This is a genomic window from Streptomyces sp. NBC_00310 (assembly GCF_036208085.1).
Classification (GTDB): domain Bacteria; phylum Actinomycetota; class Actinomycetes; order Streptomycetales; family Streptomycetaceae; genus Streptomyces.
This window is the reverse complement of sequence record NZ_CP130714.1, coordinates 4425610-4443517: the sequence shown is the minus strand read 5'-3', so window position 1 is coordinate 4443517 and position 17908 is coordinate 4425610. Positions and strand designations below refer to the sequence as shown.

Sequence of the window (17908 nt, the reverse complement as noted above, 5' to 3'; positions counted from 1 at the left end):
CGCGCACTTCTTGCCTCGTCGACGACTCAAGGAGTGACCCCCGCCGATGACTCAGCCTCCCGGCCAGCCGCCGTACGACGGTTACGGCGCCCAGCCGCCGCAGCAGCCGTACCCGGGGCCGTACACGCCCCCGCCCGGCGGCCAGGTGCCCGGCCAGGCGCCGGCCCCGGGGCAGGTCCCCGGTCAGCCGCCGAACCCGTACGCGACGGCTCCGCAGCAGCCGTACGGGACGGCTCCGCAGCAGCCGTACGGGGCGCCGGGTATGCCGGGGGCGCCCAACTACGGCCCCCAGTACGGGGGTTACCCGCCGCCGCCCCCGCCCTCCGGTGGTGGCGGAGGCAAAGTCGCGCTGATCGTCGTGGCCGCCGTGGCGGCGCTCGCGGTGATCGGCGGGGGCGTCTTCCTCCTCACGAGCAACGGGGACGACGAGAGCACGGCCAAGCCCGGCCAGAGTGTCTCGGCGCAGGCGAGCGAGTCCGAGAGCCCGTCCGAGTCGGAGGCCACCGAGGAGGCGACGGACGAGGCCACCACGCCCGACGGCGGTCTGGACGACGGCGGTTCGAGCACCGCGCCCGCCAAGGGTGTCGAGGGCCAGTGGCAGGACGACGAGGCCCGAACCCTGACGATCGGCGCCGAGCAGACCACCGGCGAGGGCAAGGGCCAGCACCCGCTGTCCTACATCGACATGGTCGGCGGCAAGGGCATCATGACCGGCGTCGGCAAGTACCGCGACGACAACAACTTCCGCATGGCCCTCACCCCCATGGCCTCGAAGAACGTCAGCGACGACGACGTCACCTTCGCCACGGTCCGCCGCTCCGGCGACGACGTGGTCATCACCTGGGAGGCCGGCGGCACGGACACGCTGAGCTATGTGGGCGAGGCGTCGAGCTGACCCTTCTTCACCTCTTCACCTCCGCTCCCTTGAGGGTCCGTATGAGGGAGCGGAGGGGGGCTGGGGTGGTGGTGAGGATGGTGGTGGGGGTGTCGCTTTCCCGGAGGAGTATGTGTCCGGTGGGGGCGGTGGCGAGGTTGACGCAGTTGGAGGCGTCGCCGCAATAGGTGGACTTCTGCCAGTGAAGCCTGGACATGCCGGTGCCTTTCACAGGTCGTTCGCGATGCTGTGGATCAGATCTCGGGACTTCTCCGGCGCGAGGGCGCAAGCCTCCAGGCCGTCGATCACTGATCGGTACTTGGCGAGCTGGGCCTCACTGTCCAGAAACTCGCAACCGTGGTGGCTGTCCAATTGCACGGTGTCAACCTGGAGAACGGGTCCGGCTGCGTAGGTGATGCTTTGCCCCGCGCCTGGGAAGCTCGCATCGCCGAAGGGGATGACCCGGATGGTGACATGGGGGAGTTCGCTCATGTCGACAAGGTGCCTGAGCTGTTCGACGGCCACGGCTCGGCCGCCGAATCCCATCCTCAGAGCCGCCTCGTGGATGGTGACCAGATACGGGGTGGGGCTGCTCCGGTAGAGGATTCCCTGTCGCTTGATCCTGTGAGTCAGACGGTGCTCGATCTCGTGCTGCCGCAGTGGGGGGACCACCGTCCGGAAGAGTGCCCGGGCGTGTTCGGTGGTCTGGAGCAGCGCGGGAATATGGACGAACAGGGCCACCCGTAGTGAGGCCGCGTGATGTTCAAGCTCCACGAGGTCGATCAAGCTGGCCGGGAGGTGTTCGCGATACTCCTCCCACCAGCCACGCGTCCGCCGTCCCGTCATCGCTGCCAGCGCGTCGACGTACGCCTCGTCGAAGCAGTCGTAAGCCCGGGCCATGGAGCGCACTCGGTCGGCGCTGATGGGGGTGCGGCCGGTCTCCATCATGCTGACGCGCGCCTGGTTGACCCCAAGCAGTGTGGCGGCACCGGTCGCGGTCAGCCCTGCGCGCTCGCGGAGTTTACGCAGCTCGGCGCCCAGTCTCCGCTGGCGCAGCGTAGGACTGTTCGTGGGCGGCACGACATCTCCCCTCAGCGGTGTGCATCCCTCACAAGAGTGAAACGGTGATGCATTCAGTTAGTTTGGTTAGATCCATCTAACCATCTGTCCTACGGTGGACACGTACCGCCCAACTGGCCCCGCCTGTAAGCCGGAAGCGCACCACCCCAGGCACTGCCACCGCTGAGCCATGGCTGTTGAGCGAGCCCAAGTCCCCTTCCTCCCCGGAGGCGTTCATGGTCACCGTATCCCCGCTCGACTCCCGTTCGCCCGAATGCTGGAAGTACGCCCTGCGCCTGCCCTGTGACCCCCGGGCCGCCCGCATCGCCCGGGTGACCGTACGGGCGATCCTGTCGAGCCACGGCCTCCACGAGATCGTCGACGTCACCGAACTGCTGACCTCGGAGCTGGTCACCAACGCGTACCAGCACACCAAGGGCCCCTCCTCCGTACGTCTGGTCGCCCTCGGCGGCGGGCGCCTGCGGGTCTTCGTCTGGGACGACAGCGCGTACGTCCCTCCTCCGTTCGACGACCCCGATGCCGCGCCGGTCCCACCCTCCCCCTCGACGGACATCGACCACGGCCGAGGCCTCTTCCTCATCCGGCAGTGCGCCGACCGGTGGGGGTGCTGGCCGGTGGAGGGCGGGACTCTCGGGAGGGGCGGAGGGAAGCTGATGTGGTTCGAGCTGGGCGGGGCAGGGGCGGAGCCCGATGCGTGGCGGACGACCTGATCCGGTCCACCGCAGTGTTCGCCCCGCCCGAAGAATCCTTGAAGACCGGTCGGGGCGCACCGCGAGCCGGTGGGAGGAGAGCCAGCCGCGGTGCCAGTCGAGCAGGTCCGCGCCGTAGTGGCGGAGCAGGTCCGCCTCGAGGGCCTCGGCGTGTTCATCGGACCGGACCGCACCATGCGCCGCTGTGACCGGGACATGCCGGGGCGGAACGGCCACGAGCGCTGTCCTTACGGTCAGTTGCGGAATTCAGGATGGTGCCGGAGGGAACCACGTTTTACCCGCCTTCGTCTCACGATTGGTGACATGGAAGTTACGTAAGGTGAGGGGTGGTCTGAGGTGGATCCGGTTTCGGTGGGGCTGCTGGCGGCGCTGGCCGGCGGTGCGGGCGGGGAACTCGGCCGGCAGACGTGGGATGGGCTGTCCGCGCTGGTCCGGCGCCCGTTCCGGGGCGCTGACGGCGCCAACGGGGCGGATGCAACGGCGGGTTCCGGGGTCGCCGAACTGGAGGAGCTGCAGCAGGACCCGGACAGCGGGCAGCGCGCCCGGAAGCTCAGCAAGGCGCTGGAGCGTCGGGCCGAACGGGACCCCGGCTTCCGTACCGACCTTGCGACCTGGCACGGGCAAGCGAAAAAGGTGCACAGTCAAGGAAGTGTGCACAACACGATCAGCGGGGGCACCCAGAACGGTCCGGTGCTACAGGGCGGGAACTTCACCGGGGTCTCCTTCACCACTTCACCGCCGCAGCCACCGGAGGCGGATCCCGATAACGGCACTCCGCTGGTCGGGGGCTGACCGGGATGGAACCTCAGGAAGACGACCGGACAGACGGCACGAACAACTACATCAGCGGCGGAGTGTTCCTCCACACGGTCATCCAGGGCCGGGACATCACCGTGCATCTGCCGCCACAGGTCCCCCTGGCGCTGTCCGGGCTGCCCGAAGTCTCGCAGGCATTCACCGGCCGTGACGACCACCTCGACCAGCTCCTGAAAGGGCTGGTGCCCGGCGGCACGGAAGAGCAGAAGCCGGTGCTGGTGACGGCGGTTTCGGGGCTGGCCGGTATCGGCAAGACCGAGCTGGTGGCGCAGACCGCCCACCGCGCGCTGAAGGAACCGGGCTGGTTCCCCGGCGGGATCCTGTTCGTCGACATGGCCGGCTACGACCCCGAACGCAGCGTGTCCCCGGAGAAGGCCCTGGACGGGTGGCTGCGCGCGCTGGGCATGCCCGGCGAGCACATCCCCGAGGGGCTGCAGGACCGGCAGCGCCTGTACCGCAGCGTACTGGCCGCCTTCGCCAAGCAGGGCCGACGCATCCTGGTGATCATCGACAACGCCGCCAGCACCGAGCAGGCCGGCCCGCTACTGCCCACCGACGGCACCACCGCCACCCTGGTCACCTCCCGCCAAGCGCTCACCCTGCGCAACGCACGCCACCACGACCTGGACGTCCTCGACGAGGATGCCTCTGCCGCCCTCCTCGAACGGGAACTGCGCTGTGCCAGGGACGGTGACACGCGGCTGGCCGACGCCCCGAACGCAACCGCGACGATCATCCGGCTGTGCGCGGGCCTGCCGCTGGCCCTGTGCATTGCCGCTGCTCTCCTGGCCGAGTTCCCCACCCGTCCTGCAGCCGATCTTGTGGAGGATCTGGAGGTTGAGCACAGGAGACTGGGCGGGCTGGCGTTAGATGACCGAGCCGTACGGGCCAGCTTCGGCCTGTCCTACCGGCTCCTCGACGCGGACCGCGCCCGGCTCTTTCGGCTGCTGCCTCTCAACCTCGGCCCCGACCTGTCCACTGAAGCCGCAGCCCACCTGGCCGACCTGGGCCTGTACGAAACGAAGCAGCTCCTGCTGGCTCTGGCCCGAGCGCACCTGATCGGGCCAGCAGCTGGCTGGGGCCGCTGGCGCATGCACGACCTGGTCCGCCTGTTTGCCGATGAACTCGGACACACCCACGACGGTCCCCACCTGCGCCAGAGCGCCCGGACGCGGCTGTTCACCCACTACGAGACCACCACTGCCGCAGCCGACACCCACCTAGGCCTCCGTCCGCAGCCTCGCTCTTCCCGCTTCGAAGATCGGAAAGCCGCTCTGCAGTGGCTGGACGCCGAATATGCCAACCTGATCCCCACGGCCACTACCGCTTTGGCCCTCGGTCACCCGACCACCGCCGTATCCCTCGGATCCTCCCTCGCCAATTACCTGAATCACCATCGCCGCTTTCACGACTTGATCACTGTCACAACCACAGTCCTGACCATCGTCTGTGTGTTCGGTGACCGCCATAGAGAAGCCATGGCGCTGAACAACCTCGGCGTCGCCCTGCGGGAGGTGCGGCGGTTCGGTAAGGCGATCGACACCCTGACGAAAGCAGCCGACATCTATCGGGAGACCGGCGACCGCCACCGCGAAGCCATGGCGCTGACTAGCCTTGGCCTCGCCTTGCAGGAGGTGCGGCGGTTCGGTGAGGCGATCGACGCCCACACGAAGGCAGTCGACATCTATCGACAGTTCGGCGACCGCCACGGCGAAGGCGGGACGCTTGGCAACCTTGGCCTCGCCTTGCAGGAGGTGCGGCGGTTCGGTGAGGCGATCGACGCCCACACGAAGGCAGCCGACCTCTATCGACAGCTTGGCGACCGCCACAGCGAAGGCAAGACGCTTGGCAACCTCGGCTTCGCTTTGGAGGAGGTGCGGCGGTTCGGTGAGGCGATCGACTTCCTGACGAAGGCCGTCGCCATCTATCGGGAGTTCGGTGACCGCCACGCCGAAGCCACGGCGCTGAACAACCTCGGCCGTGCTTTGAGGGAGATGCGGCGGTTTGGTGAGGCGATCGACGCCCACACGAAGGCCGTCGCTATCTACCGGGAGTTCGGCGACCGCCACAGCGAAGCTGGGGTGCTGACCAACCTCGGCGTCGCCTTGCAGGAGGTGCGGCGGTCGGGGGAGGCGATCGACACCCTGACGAAGGCCGTCGCCATCTATCGGGAGACCGGCGACCGCCACGCCGAAGCCACGGCGCTGAACAACCTCGGCGGTGTACTGCAGCTGGTGTCGCGGTTCGGTGAGGCGATCGACACCCTGACGAAGGCCGTCGCCATCTATCGGGAGTTCGGCGACCGCCACAGCGAAGCCATGGTGCTGAACAACCTCGGCCGTGCCTTGCAGGAGGTACGGCGGTTCGGTGAGGCGATCAACACCCTGACGAAGGCAGCCGACATCTATCGGGAGACCGGCGACCGCCACCGCGAAGCCACGGTGCTGAACAGCCTCGGCCTCGCTTTGCGTGAAGCATCACGGTTCGGGGAGGCGGTGGCCGCGTTGAATCAGGCAGTCGAGATCTATCGGCTTCTCACGACCGGCGACGAGTCTGGGCCCAACCCGGAGCTGGCCAACTCGCTTCTGCTCTTGGCATGGTCGGGACTGGAAGCGGGCCAAGGGTGTGTTCTGCCCGGGACGCTGCCTGCGGCGGAAGAGGCAGCAGACCTGTTCGACCGACTGGCTGCAGAAGACCCTGCGTCGTTCACCGTCCAGCTCCAGGCTTCGTTGGAACTGCTGGCCATGGTGCTGGAGCTACTGCACCGCACCTGGGAGGCGGAACAGGTACGTCGTCGACTCACCGGTACGGCCCCTCCGAGGGAGTGATCCAGCCAGCGGACGCCGGCCAGGCCAGGGTGTGATGCTGCCTGGTACCCGACGCGTCGCATCCCCACCGACAAGCGCAAGGGGCAGACCCTTCCGTCGCCAGCATCTACCGGGCGCTCGCCGAGCATGCGGCCTCCAGTGGGTCCTGGGCGGCCCGGCGACCCGTCTCTGACGACACACACCTCGTGCCCGAGGGCCGCGCACGGCATCCGCCGTACGCGGCCCTCCTTCATGTCCGGCCTTCAGGTCCCGGTCTTCACGTCGGCCTCGTCCCGGCCCTCATCGGAACGACGTACGTCATTGCGCACACTGTTCGCGATGCGTACAGTGTTCCTCGTTGCCGCACAGTGTGCGGCAACGGCCGAACCAGAGCCGAACCAGACACCACCCTCGAAGGGACAAGCCATGTCGCACACCCCCCGCACCCCCGACCTCGCCCACTGGCAGCGCCGCCTCGACACCCTCCGCGCCACCCACGACGTCCCCGGTGCGACCCTCGCCTTCCTCGTCGACGGCGAGGTCCACGAGCTGGCGAGCGGGGTGCTCAGCCGGGCGACCGGCGTCGAGGCGACCACGGACTCCGTCTTCCAGCTCGGCTCGATCGCGAAGGTCTACACGGCCGCCCTCGTCATGCAGCTGGTGGAGTCCGGCGAACTCGACCTGGACGTCCCGGTGGTGAAGGTGCTGCCGGAGTTCGCGACGGTCGACCCGGCGGCCACCGAGGTCATCACGCCCCGCATGCTGCTGTCCCACACCAGCGGCCTGACCTGCGACTTCCATATCGACACGGGGCGCGGTGACGACGCGATCGCCAGGTACGTCGAGGCCGCCAAGGGCGTGGCGATGGACTGCCCGCCGGGTACGGCGGTGTCGTACAGCGGGATCGGGTACGTCGTGCTCGGCCGGATCGTCGAGGTGCTGACCGGGCTGACCTGGGACCAGGCGCTGAAGGAGCGGGTGTTCGCGCCGCTCGGGCTGGCGCACACCATGACGCTGCCGGAGGAGGCGCTGCCGTTCCGCGTGGCCATGGGCCACCTGGCGGGGGAGGACGGGACGCAGGTCCCGGCGCCGGCCTGGGACCTGATGCCGCGCGCGGCCGGACCGGGCGCCCGGGTGCTCGCCACCGCAGGAGACGTCGTCCGGTACGCCAAGGCCCACCTCGACGGCGGTGGCGGGATCCTCCGCCCCGAGACCGTGACCGCCATGCGGGCCCGGGAGACCGACGTCCCCGACAAGTGGACGGTCAGCGCCGACGGCTGGGGCCTCGGCTGGACGCTGTACGACTGGGACGGCGTCCCGGGCCACGGGCACGACGGCGCCGCGACCGGGCAGTACGCCTTCCTCCGGGTGGTGCCGACCGAGGGTGTCGCCGTCGCGCTGCTCACCAACGGCGGCTCCTCCCGCCTGCTCTACGCCGATCTGCTGCGCGAGCTGATGGCGGAGCTGGCCGGAATCACTATGCCCGCGCCGTTCGCCCCGGCCGCCGAGCCGCCCGCCGTCGACATCACGCCCTGGACCGGTACGTACAAGAGGGAGGGAGTCGTCATCACGATCGGCGAGAGGAACGGCACCCCGCACCTCACCTACGCCTTCGTCGACGGCATGGTCGGCTACTCGCCGGACCTGGAGATGGAGCTCGTCCCCCTGTCGGAGACGGTCTTCGCCGGCGCGGGCGGCGGCGCCTCGTTCGCGGAGGACTGGATGCCTGTGGTCTTCGCCACGCTGAGCGACGGCACCCGGTGTGCCTACATTGGCATGCGGGCCGCGCCGAAGGTGGCGTGAGAAGGCCCTGACCCCCTTGCGGGCCTGCGGCGAGTCCCTCGGCGCAGGCCCGATGTGGTGCTCTGTGGCGATTGGCTCACCGATTCCTCACCGGCCGGTCCACGCATCCGTGAGAGCAAAGTTCCTTTCCGGTCACCCGGTGCCACAGGCAGGAAACGCGCTGTCCCTACCTTCGGGACTCATCACCCCTCATCACCCCCTTTGCAGGACCGAGCCGGAGAACCGTGGAGGCGTCATGACAGCCCCGAGCACAGCCCCCGCCGCAAGCAGGGGAGGCCGCTGGATCGAACACTGGGATCCGGAGAACGAGGCCTTCTGGAACGAGACCGGTGAGAAGGTCGCCCGCCGCAACCTCATCTTCTCGGTCCTCTCCGAGCACATCGGCTTCTCCATTTGGACCGTATGGTCGGTGATGGTCCTGTTCATGGGCCCCGAGTACGGTCTCACCCCGGCCGACAAGTTCTTCCTCGTCTCGATGGCCACGCTGGTCGGCGCCATCGTCCGCATCCCGTACACCTTCGCGGTGGCGATCTTCGGCGGACGCAACTGGACGATCGTCTCGGCGAGCCTGCTGCTCGTCCCGACCGTCGCGGCCTTCGTCGTGATGGAGCCGGGGACCTCGTTCAACACGTTCCTGATCTGCGCGATGCTCGCCGGCATCGGCGGCGGCAACTTCGCCTCCTCCATGACGAACATCAACGCCTTCTTCCCGCTGCGGAAGAAGGGCTGGGCGCTCGGTCTCAACGCGGGCGGCGGCAACATCGGTGTCCCGGTCGTGCAGCTCATCGGTCTCGCCGTCATCGGAGCCAGTGGCGGCCCGCGCGTGCTGCTCGGGATCTACATCCCCTTCATCGTCATCGCCGCCGTCCTCGCCGCGGTCTACATGGACAACATCTCGTCCGTGAAGAACGACACCGGTGCCGCGAAGGACGCCGTGAAGGAGGCCCACACCTGGATCATGTCCTTCCTCTACATCGGCACCTTCGGCTCCTTCATCGGCTACAGCTTCGCCTTCGGCCTCGTCCTGCAGACCCAGTTCGGCCGTACGCCCCTGGAGTCCGCCTACGTCACCTTCATCGGCCCCCTGCTCGGCTCGCTGATCCGCCCCCTCGGCGGCGCGCTCGCCGACAAGTACGGCGGCGCCAAGATCACCCTGTGGAACTACGTCGGCATGGCCGCCGCCACCGGGATCATCGTCATCGCCTCCATGCAGAAGTCGCTGCCGCTCTTCACCACCGCGTTCATCGCGCTCTTCGTCCTCACCGGACTCGGCAACGGCTCCACCTTCAAGATGATCCCGGGCATCTTCCAGGCCAAGGCCCTCGCCAAGGGCCTGGAGGGCGAGGAGGCCGCGGCCTACGGACGCCGTCTCTCCGGTGCCTCCATGGGCATCATCGGTGCGGTGGGCGCGCTCGGCGGCCTCGGTATCAACCTGGCCTTCCGGCAGTCCTTCCTCTCGGTCGGGTCCGGCACCGGCGCCTTCGTCGCCTTCCTCGCCTTCTACGGGCTCTGCTTCGCGGTGACCTGGGCCGTATACCTTCGCCGCTCGGCCTCGAACGCCTCTACGACGACGGCCACGACGGAGGCGAAGCCGCAGCTCAGCTACGCCGAGGTGTGACATCGCCCATGCGGTGACACGCGTGACGTAACACCAGCGACATCATCCCGAACCGAGCCTGTCACGCACCGTTGACAGGCTCGTTCGGCATGTAGGTGCCCCAGCCAGGTACAACGACTCGAGTGCGGGACGAGAGCCATGTACGACGAACAGCGACCCGAGCGATCAGATCGAGCCGATCGACCAGACAGGACGCATCTGATGGATCGGACAGCGCAGCCGGAACACGGGCCGCTCGCGGGGTTCACCGTGGGGGTCACGGCCGCCCGCCGGGCCGACGAGCTCGGGGCGCTCCTCCAGCGCCGCGGAGCCGTGGTCGTCCACGCCCCCGCGCTGCGCATCGTGCCGCTCGCCGACGACAGCGAGCTGCTCGCCGCGACCAAGGACCTGCTCGACCAGGCGCCCGACATCGTGGTGGCGACGACCGCCATCGGTTTCCGCGGCTGGGTCGAGGCGGCGGACGGCTGGGGCCTGGGCGAGGCCCTTCTGGACCGGCTGCGGGGCGTCGAAGTCCTGGCACGCGGACCGAAGGTGAAGGGCGCGATCCGGGCCGCGGGTCTCACGGAGGAGTGGTCCCCTTCCTCCGAATCGATGGCCGAAGTACTGGACCGTCTGCTGGAGCACGGTGTGGAAGGCCGCCGGGTCGCCATCCAGCTCCACGGCGAACCGCTCCCCGGCTTCGTGGAATCACTGCGCGCCGCGGGAGCGGAGGTCGTGGGCGTGCCCGTCTACCGCTGGATGCCCCCCGAGGACATCACCCCCGTGGACCGTCTCCTCGACTCCGCGGTCTGCCGCGGTCTCGACGCCCTCACCTTCACCAGCGCCCCGGCGGCGGCGTCCCTGCTCTCCCGTGCCGAGGACCGGGGCCTGCTCCCGGAGTTGCTCAACGCCCTCAACCACGACGTCCTCCCCGCCTGCGTCGGCCCGGTGACGGCCCTTCCGCTCCAGGCCCACGGCGTGGACACGGTCCAGCCCGAGCGCTTCCGCCTCGGCCCCCTCGTCCAGCTCCTCTGCCAGGAACTGCCCGGCCGCGCCCGCACGCTGCCCATCGCCGGCCACCGCGTGGAGATCCGTGGCCACGCGGTCCTCGTCGACGGCGCCCTCCGCCCCGTCCCCCCGGCCGGCATGTCCCTGCTGCGCGCGCTCTGTCGCCGGCCGGGCTGGGTCGTAGCCCGCTCCGACCTCCTCAAAGCCCTCCCCGGCGCCGGCCGCGACGAACACGCCGTGGAAACCGCCATGGCCCGCCTCCGCACGGCCCTCGGCACCCCGAAACTGATCCAGACCGTCGTCAAACGCGGCTACCGCCTGGCCCTGGACCCGGCGGCGGACACGAAGTACGACGCGTAGGGGGAGTACGGCGGGTCGTTCGGCCGCGGGCGATTCGTGGTGGAAAAGCACGGGGCGCAGCCCCTGCTTTCTCAGGGGCGCGGGGAACCGCGCGACCAGCCCCCACCCTGCCCGCGGCCGGGGGTCGAAGGGGCGCAGCCCCTCTTCTGAGGGGCGCGGGGAACTGCGGGAGAAGCCCCACCGGGCCCGCAGCCGGGGGTCGAAGGGGCGCAGCCCCTGGGGAGGGACGGGCAGGGGCGGCGGGGGCGAGCAAATCCGCCCGGACACCGAAGGGTTCCAGCCCAGGGTGCGCCCAGGCACTGTAGGGGGTACGTACCCCTGAGGCGCACCCCCACCGGCCGGCGAACCCAAGGCGGTGACAGGCACATGGCACACGCCCCCCGCTTCGACTGCGGCCACCTCTGCCTGGACTTCCTCGCGACCACCCACCCCGAGGAACAACTCGACTCCCCGGACAGCCTGCGCACCTGGATCACCGCCGCCGGCCTGGTCCCCGAGGGCACCCCCCTCGACCACATCGCCCCGCACTGGCTCGTCGGCTTCCGAGAACTCCGCGGACACATCGGCCGGTTGGTCCGCGCCGAACCGGACCGCAAGCCCGACTCCCGCCCCTTCGACATCTCCCTGGCGAGGGTCAACGAACTGGCCCGCGCGGCGACTCCGGCCCCCCGCGCCGTCCGCACCGCCGACGGCACCCTCACCCGCGCCCTGGACCACACCCCGGAGTGCTCGACCCTGCTCGCCCTGCTCGCCCGCGACACCGTGGAGCTGCTCACCGACCCGGACGCCTGCGCGAGCCTGCGCCAGTGCGCGGGCGACAACTGCCCCATCGTGTACGTCGACACCTCCCGCGGCCGGCGCCGCCGTTGGTGCTCCAGCGAGATCTGCGGCAACCGCGAACGCGTGGCCCGCCATCGCCGCCGAGCAGGCCTGGCCCGCGCGTAGTTGGGGCGGAAATGCCCATCCGCCTTACCCGGTCCGGCAGTTGGGCAAACGTCTGGTCTCCGTAAAGAAGCAGCAGTGCTGTTTTTCACATCGCGACGCGGGTGTCTTCACAATTCCCGCCCATGCGTGCCGGTTTAAGCGCGGATATGGACACACTTGTCCCCCACTGGCCCCACCTTCCCCGCGTTGAATCGAGAAAGTTGTGGCTCAACTCTGAACACACAACTGATTACCTACGTATCCCGATGTGAGCGACCGACTGGGGGAACCCCCGGACACCGGAGGTAGCCGTGCGCAAGGATTCCGCTGTGGCCGATGAACGCCCGCACAGGGCCCGACATCGCGCATCACAGCCCTCAGAGCCAGACGAGGAGCTGATGCGCGCGCTGTACCGCGAGCACGCTGGACCCTTGCTCGCGTACGTGCTGCGTCTGGTCGCGGGCGACCGCCAGCGTGCCGAGGACGTTGTGCAGGAAACTCTCATCAGGGCCTGGAAGAACGCCGGTCAGCTCAATCGAGCGACCGGATCGGTACGCCCCTGGCTGGTGACGGTCGCACGCCGCATCGTCATCGACGGCCACCGCAGCCGGCAGGCCCGGCCGCAGGAGGTCGACCCGTCGCCGCTGGAGGTCATCCCCGCGGAGGACGAGATCGACAAGGCGTTGTGGCTGATGACACTGTCGGACGCGCTGGACGACCTGACCCCTGCCCACAGGGAGGTCCTGGTCGAGACCTATTTCAAAGGGCGTACGGTCAATGAGGCGGCCGAGACGCTTGGCATCCCCAGTGGCACCGTCCGCTCCCGGGTGTTCTACGCCCTGCGGTCGATGAAGCTGGCTCTAGAGGAGCGCGGGGTGACGGCATGAGCAACATCTACGGGGGGTATGGACCGGGAATGCCCGGGTCTGTGCAAGGAGCCCAAGGTTCCGGCGACAACATCCATGAAACCGTCGGCGCTTACGCCCTCGGGATACTGGACGACGCCGAAGCCACCCAGTTCGAGATGCACCTCGCCACGTGCGAGTGGTGCGGTCAGCAGCTGGACGAGCTGGCCGGTATGGAACCGATGCTGGCCGCGCTCGCGGACCTGCCCGCCGCCCAGGGCACACCGGCGATCGGCGAGTCCCTGTCCGCGAAACCGACCACGGGACTCGCGGACCGACTGGTCGGCGAGGTCGTCCAGCACCGCGCGAAGAAGAGCCGACGGAACTTCTTCATGCTGGCGGCCGGCGTCGCCCTGATCGTCGGCGGCCCGACGGCGGTGTTCGCGACGACGGGCGGCGGGGACGAGGCGTCACAGAACGCCAATGTGCTCTCCAGCCCGGCCAAGGATTCCTTCATGCACATGAAGGCCAAGGACAAGGTCTCGGGGACCGACGCGTCCACCCAGGTCAGCGCCACGGTCGGCATGGAGTCCAAGGCCTGGGGCACGCACGCGGTCCTGGAGCTGAAGAACGTCAAGGGTCCGGAGAAGTGCTCGCTGATCGCCGTCGGCAAGAACGGCGAGCGCGAGACGGTCACCTCCTGGTCCGTCCCGGAATGGGGCTACGGCATCAAGAACGCCAAGACCGAGCAGGCCAAGAACCCGCTCTACGTCCACGGCGGAGCCGCCTTCACCCCTGACGAGATCGACCACTTCGAGGTCCTGACCTTCAGCGGGAAGAAGCTCGTCTCGGTCAAGGCGTGACGGATTGAGACAAGCGGCGAACGGACCCCGGTCGGGCACATAGCCTGTCGGGGTCCTTTTCGCGTACGGTAGACGGCTGCCCAGCACGTCAGAAGGGGGCCCGGGTGGCCGCTCAGGTTCAGCAGGAAACGCTCGACTCCGCTCACGACTCGGTGCGTGAGAAGGAGATCGGCGTCGAACAGGAACATCTGGACCGGGTGTACCGGCGTCTCGAGGAGAAGATTCACGAGGCCGAGTTCCTGATGAACGACGCGGCCAAGCGCGGTCAGGTCGGCACCCCGGGTGCGCTCGCCGAGAGGGACGCCCAGGTCTTCCGCGCCGGCGTCCATCTGAACCGCCTGAACAACGAGTTCGAGGACTTCCTCTTCGGCCGTATCGACCTGCTGCTCGGCAGGGACGGCAAGAAGGGCCCGGACGGCGCGTACACCGCCGTCGAACCGGCCGAGGGCGCGGTCCGCCCCGACAACACCGCCGACATCGCCGAGACCCTCCACATCGGCCGCATCGGTGTCCTGGACTCGGAGTACGCGCCGCTGGTCATCGACTGGCGGGCCCCGGCGGCCGCCCCCTTCTACCGCTCGACCCCGGTCGACCCCGGCCGCGTCGTACGCCGCCGGGTCATCCGCTCCAAGGGCCGCAAGGTGCTCGGAGTCGAGGACGACCTCATGCGCCCCGAGTTGAAGGCCTCCCTCGACGGCGGTGAGCTGGCCGTCATCGGCGACGGCGCCCTCATGGCCGCCCTCGGCCAGGCCCGCAGCCACACCATGCGCGACATCGTGGCCTCCATCCAGGCCGAACAGGACCTGGTGATCCGGGCCCCCGCCGCCTCCGTGACGTACGTCGAGGGGGGCCCGGGCACGGGCAAGACGGCCGTCGCCCTGCACCGCGCCGCGTACCTCCTCTACCAGGACCGGCGCCGGTACGCGGGCGGCATCCTGATCGTCTCCCCGACCCCGCTGCTGGTCGCGTACACCGAGGGCGTCCTGCCCTCCCTCGGCGAGGAGGGCCAGGTCGCCATCCGCGCGATCGGTTCGCTGGTCGACGGCGCCGAGGCCACGCTGTACGACTCCCCGGCCGTGGCCCGCGCCAAGGGCTCGTACCGCATGCTCAAGGTGCTGCGGAAGGCCGCCCGGGGCGCGCTGGAGTCGAGCGACGCGCCCACCCGCCTCCGCGTCGTCGCCTTCGGCCGCCGTCTGGAACTGGAGGCCCCCGAACTGGACCGCGTCCGCCACAACGCGCTCGGCGGCACGGCTCCCGTCAATCTCCTGCGCCCCCGCGCCCGCAAGCTGCTCCTGGACGCCCTGTGGGCCCGGTCGGGTGCGGCCGGCCGCCACACCGACCCCGAACTGGCCGCCGAGCTGCGCTCCTCCTTCGACGAGGACATCGCGAGCGAGGACGACTTCATCGCCTTCCTCGACGCCTGGTGGCCCGAGCTGACCCCGCGCGGGGTGCTGGCCGCCATGGCCGACGAGCGCCGCCTCGGCCGCTGGGCCCGGCGCATCCTCAATCCGAGCGAGGTCCGCCGGGTCGCCCGCTCCCTGAAGCGGGACGGCCTCTCGGTCCACGACATCGCCGTGCTCGACGAACTCCAGGCGATCCTCGGTCTCCCGGCCCGCCCGAGGAAGAAACGCGAGCTCGACCCCCTGGACCAGCTCACGGGCCTGGACGAGCTGATGCCCGTACGCGAGGAGACCCAGCGGGAGCGGGCCGAGCGGCTGGCGCAGGAGCGGACCGAGTACGCGCACGTCATCGTCGACGAGGCGCAGGACCTGACGCCGATGCAGTGGCGGATGGTGGGCCGCCGCGGCCGCCATGCCACCTGGACGGTCGTGGGAGACCCCGCCCAGTCGTCGTGGTCCGACCCGGACGAGGCGGCCGAGGCCCGCGACGAGGCCCTGGGCACCCGCCCCCGCCGCCGCTTCACCCTGACGGTCAACTACCGCAACCCGGCCGAGATCGCCGAACTGGCGGCGAAGGTGCTGGCGCTGGCGATGCCCGGCTCGCAATCCCCCTCGGCGGTCCGCTCCACGGGCGTCGAGCCCCGCTTCGTCACGGCCGCACGGGAATCCCTGTCCCGCACGGTCCGCGCGGAGGCCGCCCGCCTGCTGGACCTCGTCGACGGCACGGTCGGTGTCGTCGTCGCCATGAACCGCCGCGACGAGGCCGCCCGCTGGCTGGCCGGCCTCGGCGACCGCGTCGTCGCCCTCGGCAGCCTGGAGGCGAAGGGCCTGGAGTACGACGCGACGGTGGTGGTCTCACCGGCGGAGATCGCCGACGAGAGCCCCGCGGGGCTGCGTGTGCTGTACGTCGCACTCACCCGGGCGACCCAACAGCTGACCCTGGTGTCGGGGGAGCGGGACGAGCCGGACGCCCGGGGCGTCCCCGACCTGCTGCGCGACTGAAGGCGCCAGTTCCCCGCGCCCCCGCCTTTCGGGGGCGCGGGGAACTGGCGCCCCAAAAACAACTCCCGTACGGGAATGGCCTTACGGGATCTGTTTGTTAGCCTGGGTACGGCACCGGCTCGATCCAAGCCCCCGGGCCCAACCTTCGTCGCTTAGAGCGACCACTTGCCGCGAGGCGAGCATGGCGGGTCGGTGCCACTGAACGTAAGAAGAGGTCCACGTCGAATGTGACGTGGACCTCTTCTTGTTGAGAACAAAACGTTCGCAACCCCGGACGGCTAACGCCTACCCGGCGGTAGGTGCGACGATCGGACCGCAAAACGAGGCAAACGCAGTAGCAGCGAAAGCAGAGGAAGTCGGCCATGGCAACGGCGCCCAGCGTCTCCTACTCGATGACGGTCCGGCTGGAGGTGCCCGCGAGCGGAACCGCGGTCTCCCAGCTCACCGGAGCCGTCGAGTCCCACGGAGGCTCGGTGACCGGCCTCGACGTGACCGCATCCGGCCACGAGAAGCTCCGCATCGACGTCACCATCGCCGCCACCTCCACCGCGCACGCCGACGAGATCGTCGAGCAGCTGCGCCACATCGAGGGTGTGACGCTCGGCAAGGTCTCCGACCGTACGTTCCTGATGCACCTCGGCGGCAAGATCGAGATGGCGTCGAAGCACCCCATCCGCAACCGTGACGACCTCTCGATGATCTACACGCCGGGCGTGGCCCGCGTCTGCATGGCGATCGCCGAGAACCCCGAGGACGCCCGCCGCCTCACCATCAAGCGCAACTCCGTTGCGGTCGTGACGGACGGCTCCGCCGTGCTGGGCCTGGGCAACATCGGCCCCATGGCCGCGCTGCCCGTCATGGAGGGCAAGGCGGCCCTCTTCAAGCGGTTCGCCGGCATCGACGCCTGGCCGATCTGCCTGGACACCCAGGACACCGACGCGATCGTCGAGATCGTCAAGGCCATCGCCCCCGGCTTCGCGGGCATCAACCTGGAGGACATCTCCGCGCCCCGCTGCTTCGAGATCGAGGCCCGCCTGCGCGAGGCCCTCGACATCCCCGTCTTCCACGACGACCAGCACGGCACGGCGATCGTCGTCCTCGCCGCCCTGACGAACGCACTTCGCGTCGCGGGCAAGGCGATCGGGGACATCCGCGTCGTCATGTCGGGCGCCGGCGCGGCCGGTACGGCCATCCTCAAGCTGCTCATCGCCGCCGGGGTGAAGAACGCCGTCGTGGCCGACATCCACGGTGTCGTGCACTGCGACCGCGCCGACCTGGTCGACGCCGCCGCGGACTCGCCGCTGCGCTGGATCGCCGACAACACCAACCCCGAGGGCCTCACGGGCACGCTCAAGGAGGCCGTGCGCGGCGCCGACGTCTTCATCGGCGTCTCCGCCCCCAACGTCCTCGACGGCGACGACGTGGCCGCCATGGCCGACGACGCGATTGTGTTCGCGCTCGCGAACCCCGACCCCGAGGTCGACCCCGCGGTCGCCCGGCAGACGGCGGCCGTCGTGGCCACCGGCCGCTCCGACTTCCCGAACCAGATCAACAACGTGCTGGTCTTCCCGGGTGTCTTCCGCGGTCTCCTCGACGCCCAGTCCCGGACCGTCAACACGGAGATGATGCTCGCCGCGGCGACCGCCCTCGCCGACGTCGTCACCGAGGACGAGCTGAACGCGAACTACATCATCCCGAGCGTCTTCAACGACAAGGTCGCGGGCGCGGTCGCCGGCGCGGTGCGCGAGGCCGCCAAAGCGGCGGCGTCGGCCTGAGCCCTTGCTGTGACGGTGGCCACGGCCCCGTGCCATCGGCGCGT

Annotated in this window: 14 protein-coding genes; 12 read left to right on the top strand and 2 right to left on the bottom strand. The window is 69.5% G+C overall.

The annotated features are described in order from the left end of the window. Positions 1 to 46: 46 nt before the first annotated feature. Positions 47 to 895: a hypothetical protein gene (locus tag OG202_RS19485; RefSeq protein WP_327729460.1), complete on the top strand. Its 849-nt coding sequence runs from the start codon at positions 47 to 49 to the stop codon at positions 893 to 895. 7 nt (positions 896 to 902) lie between these two features. Here the strand turns inward: OG202_RS19485 and OG202_RS19480 are convergent, their stop codons facing one another. Next, positions 903 to 1091 carry a DUF397 domain-containing protein gene (locus OG202_RS19480; RefSeq protein WP_326582419.1) on the bottom strand — a complete coding sequence of 63 codons (189 nt, stop codon included), beginning with the start codon at positions 1089 to 1091 and terminating at the stop codon, positions 903 to 905. An 11-nt stretch (positions 1092 to 1102) separates the two neighbouring features. Then, on the bottom strand, positions 1103 to 1954 hold the full coding sequence (locus tag OG202_RS19475; protein ID WP_326582420.1) for a helix-turn-helix domain-containing protein: 852 nt from the start codon (positions 1952 to 1954) through the stop codon (positions 1103 to 1105). 215 nt (positions 1955 to 2169) lie between these two features. Here OG202_RS19475 and OG202_RS19470 point away from each other — a divergent pair, with 215 nt between their 5' ends. The 11 genes from OG202_RS19470 to OG202_RS19420 all read left to right on the top strand — a co-directional run bounded on the left by OG202_RS19470 (position 2170) and on the right by OG202_RS19420 (position 17864). Next, positions 2170 to 2664, top strand: a complete 495-nt coding sequence (locus OG202_RS19470; protein ID WP_328223209.1) for an ATP-binding protein — start codon at positions 2170 to 2172, stop codon at positions 2662 to 2664. A 351-nt stretch (positions 2665 to 3015) separates the two neighbouring features. Continuing rightward, positions 3016 to 3456 (top strand): hypothetical protein, encoded by a 441-nt coding sequence (locus tag OG202_RS19465; RefSeq protein WP_328223208.1) that lies wholly within the window; start codon positions 3016 to 3018, stop codon positions 3454 to 3456. A gap of 5 nt (positions 3457 to 3461) precedes the next feature. Next, positions 3462 to 6308 carry a tetratricopeptide repeat protein gene (locus OG202_RS19460; protein WP_328223207.1) on the top strand — a complete coding sequence of 949 codons (2847 nt, stop codon included), beginning with the start codon at positions 3462 to 3464 and terminating at the stop codon, positions 6306 to 6308. Between the two features lie 405 nt (positions 6309 to 6713). Then, positions 6714 to 8090, top strand: coding sequence for a serine hydrolase domain-containing protein (locus tag OG202_RS19455; protein ID WP_328223206.1), 1377 nt, complete (start codon positions 6714 to 6716; stop codon positions 8088 to 8090). 235 nt (positions 8091 to 8325) lie between these two features. Next, the gene (locus OG202_RS19450; RefSeq protein WP_327729466.1) at positions 8326 to 9708 is read left to right on the top strand and encodes a nitrate/nitrite transporter; all 1383 of its coding nucleotides are present in this window, start codon (positions 8326 to 8328) and stop codon (positions 9706 to 9708) included. A 201-nt stretch (positions 9709 to 9909) separates the two neighbouring features. After that, entirely contained in the window at positions 9910 to 11055 is a 1146-nt protein-coding gene (locus OG202_RS19445; protein WP_326582426.1) for a uroporphyrinogen-III synthase, read from the top strand. 366 nt (positions 11056 to 11421) lie between these two features. Beyond that, positions 11422 to 12000 (top strand): CGNR zinc finger domain-containing protein, encoded by a 579-nt coding sequence (locus OG202_RS19440; protein WP_327729467.1) that lies wholly within the window; start codon positions 11422 to 11424, stop codon positions 11998 to 12000. 290 nt (positions 12001 to 12290) lie between these two features. Further along, positions 12291 to 12866 carry a sigma-70 family RNA polymerase sigma factor gene (locus OG202_RS19435; RefSeq protein WP_013003188.1) on the top strand — a complete coding sequence of 192 codons (576 nt, stop codon included), beginning with the start codon at positions 12291 to 12293 and terminating at the stop codon, positions 12864 to 12866. 29 nt (positions 12867 to 12895) lie between these two features. Next, positions 12896 to 13687, top strand: a complete 792-nt coding sequence (locus OG202_RS19430) for an anti-sigma factor family protein (RefSeq protein WP_327729468.1) — start codon at positions 12896 to 12898, stop codon at positions 13685 to 13687. Between the two features lie 104 nt (positions 13688 to 13791). Continuing rightward, complete coding sequence (locus OG202_RS19425; protein WP_327729469.1) at positions 13792 to 16089, top strand: HelD family protein; 2298 nt, start codon at positions 13792 to 13794, stop codon at positions 16087 to 16089. 362 nt (positions 16090 to 16451) lie between these two features. Further along, the gene (locus OG202_RS19420) at positions 16452 to 17864 is read left to right on the top strand and encodes an NAD-dependent malic enzyme (protein ID WP_326582430.1); all 1413 of its coding nucleotides are present in this window, start codon (positions 16452 to 16454) and stop codon (positions 17862 to 17864) included. Positions 17865 to 17908 lie beyond the last annotated feature (44 nt).

Bases quoted from the DNA above. Each gene is read 5' to 3' on its own strand.
- OG202_RS19485 (WP_327729460.1), top strand. From the start codon at position 47: ATGACTCAGCCTCCCGGCCAGCCGCCGTACGACGGTTACGGCGCCCAG.
- OG202_RS19480 (WP_326582419.1), bottom strand. From the start codon at position 1,091: ATGTCCAGGCTTCACTGGCAGAAGTCCACCTATTGCGGCGACGCCTCC.
- OG202_RS19470 (WP_328223209.1), top strand. From the start codon at position 2,170: ATGGTCACCGTATCCCCGCTCGACTCCCGTTCGCCCGAATGCTGGAAG.
- OG202_RS19460 (WP_328223207.1), top strand. From the start codon at position 3,462: ATGGAACCTCAGGAAGACGACCGGACAGACGGCACGAACAACTACATC.
- OG202_RS19455 (WP_328223206.1), top strand. From the start codon at position 6,714: ATGTCGCACACCCCCCGCACCCCCGACCTCGCCCACTGGCAGCGCCGC.
- OG202_RS19450 (WP_327729466.1), top strand. From the start codon at position 8,326: ATGACAGCCCCGAGCACAGCCCCCGCCGCAAGCAGGGGAGGCCGCTGG.
- OG202_RS19445 (WP_326582426.1), top strand. From the start codon at position 9,910: ATGGATCGGACAGCGCAGCCGGAACACGGGCCGCTCGCGGGGTTCACC.
- OG202_RS19440 (WP_327729467.1), top strand. From the start codon at position 11,422: ATGGCACACGCCCCCCGCTTCGACTGCGGCCACCTCTGCCTGGACTTC.
- OG202_RS19430 (WP_327729468.1), top strand. From the start codon at position 12,896: ATGCCCGGGTCTGTGCAAGGAGCCCAAGGTTCCGGCGACAACATCCAT.
- OG202_RS19420 (WP_326582430.1), top strand. From the start codon at position 16,452: ATGGCAACGGCGCCCAGCGTCTCCTACTCGATGACGGTCCGGCTGGAG.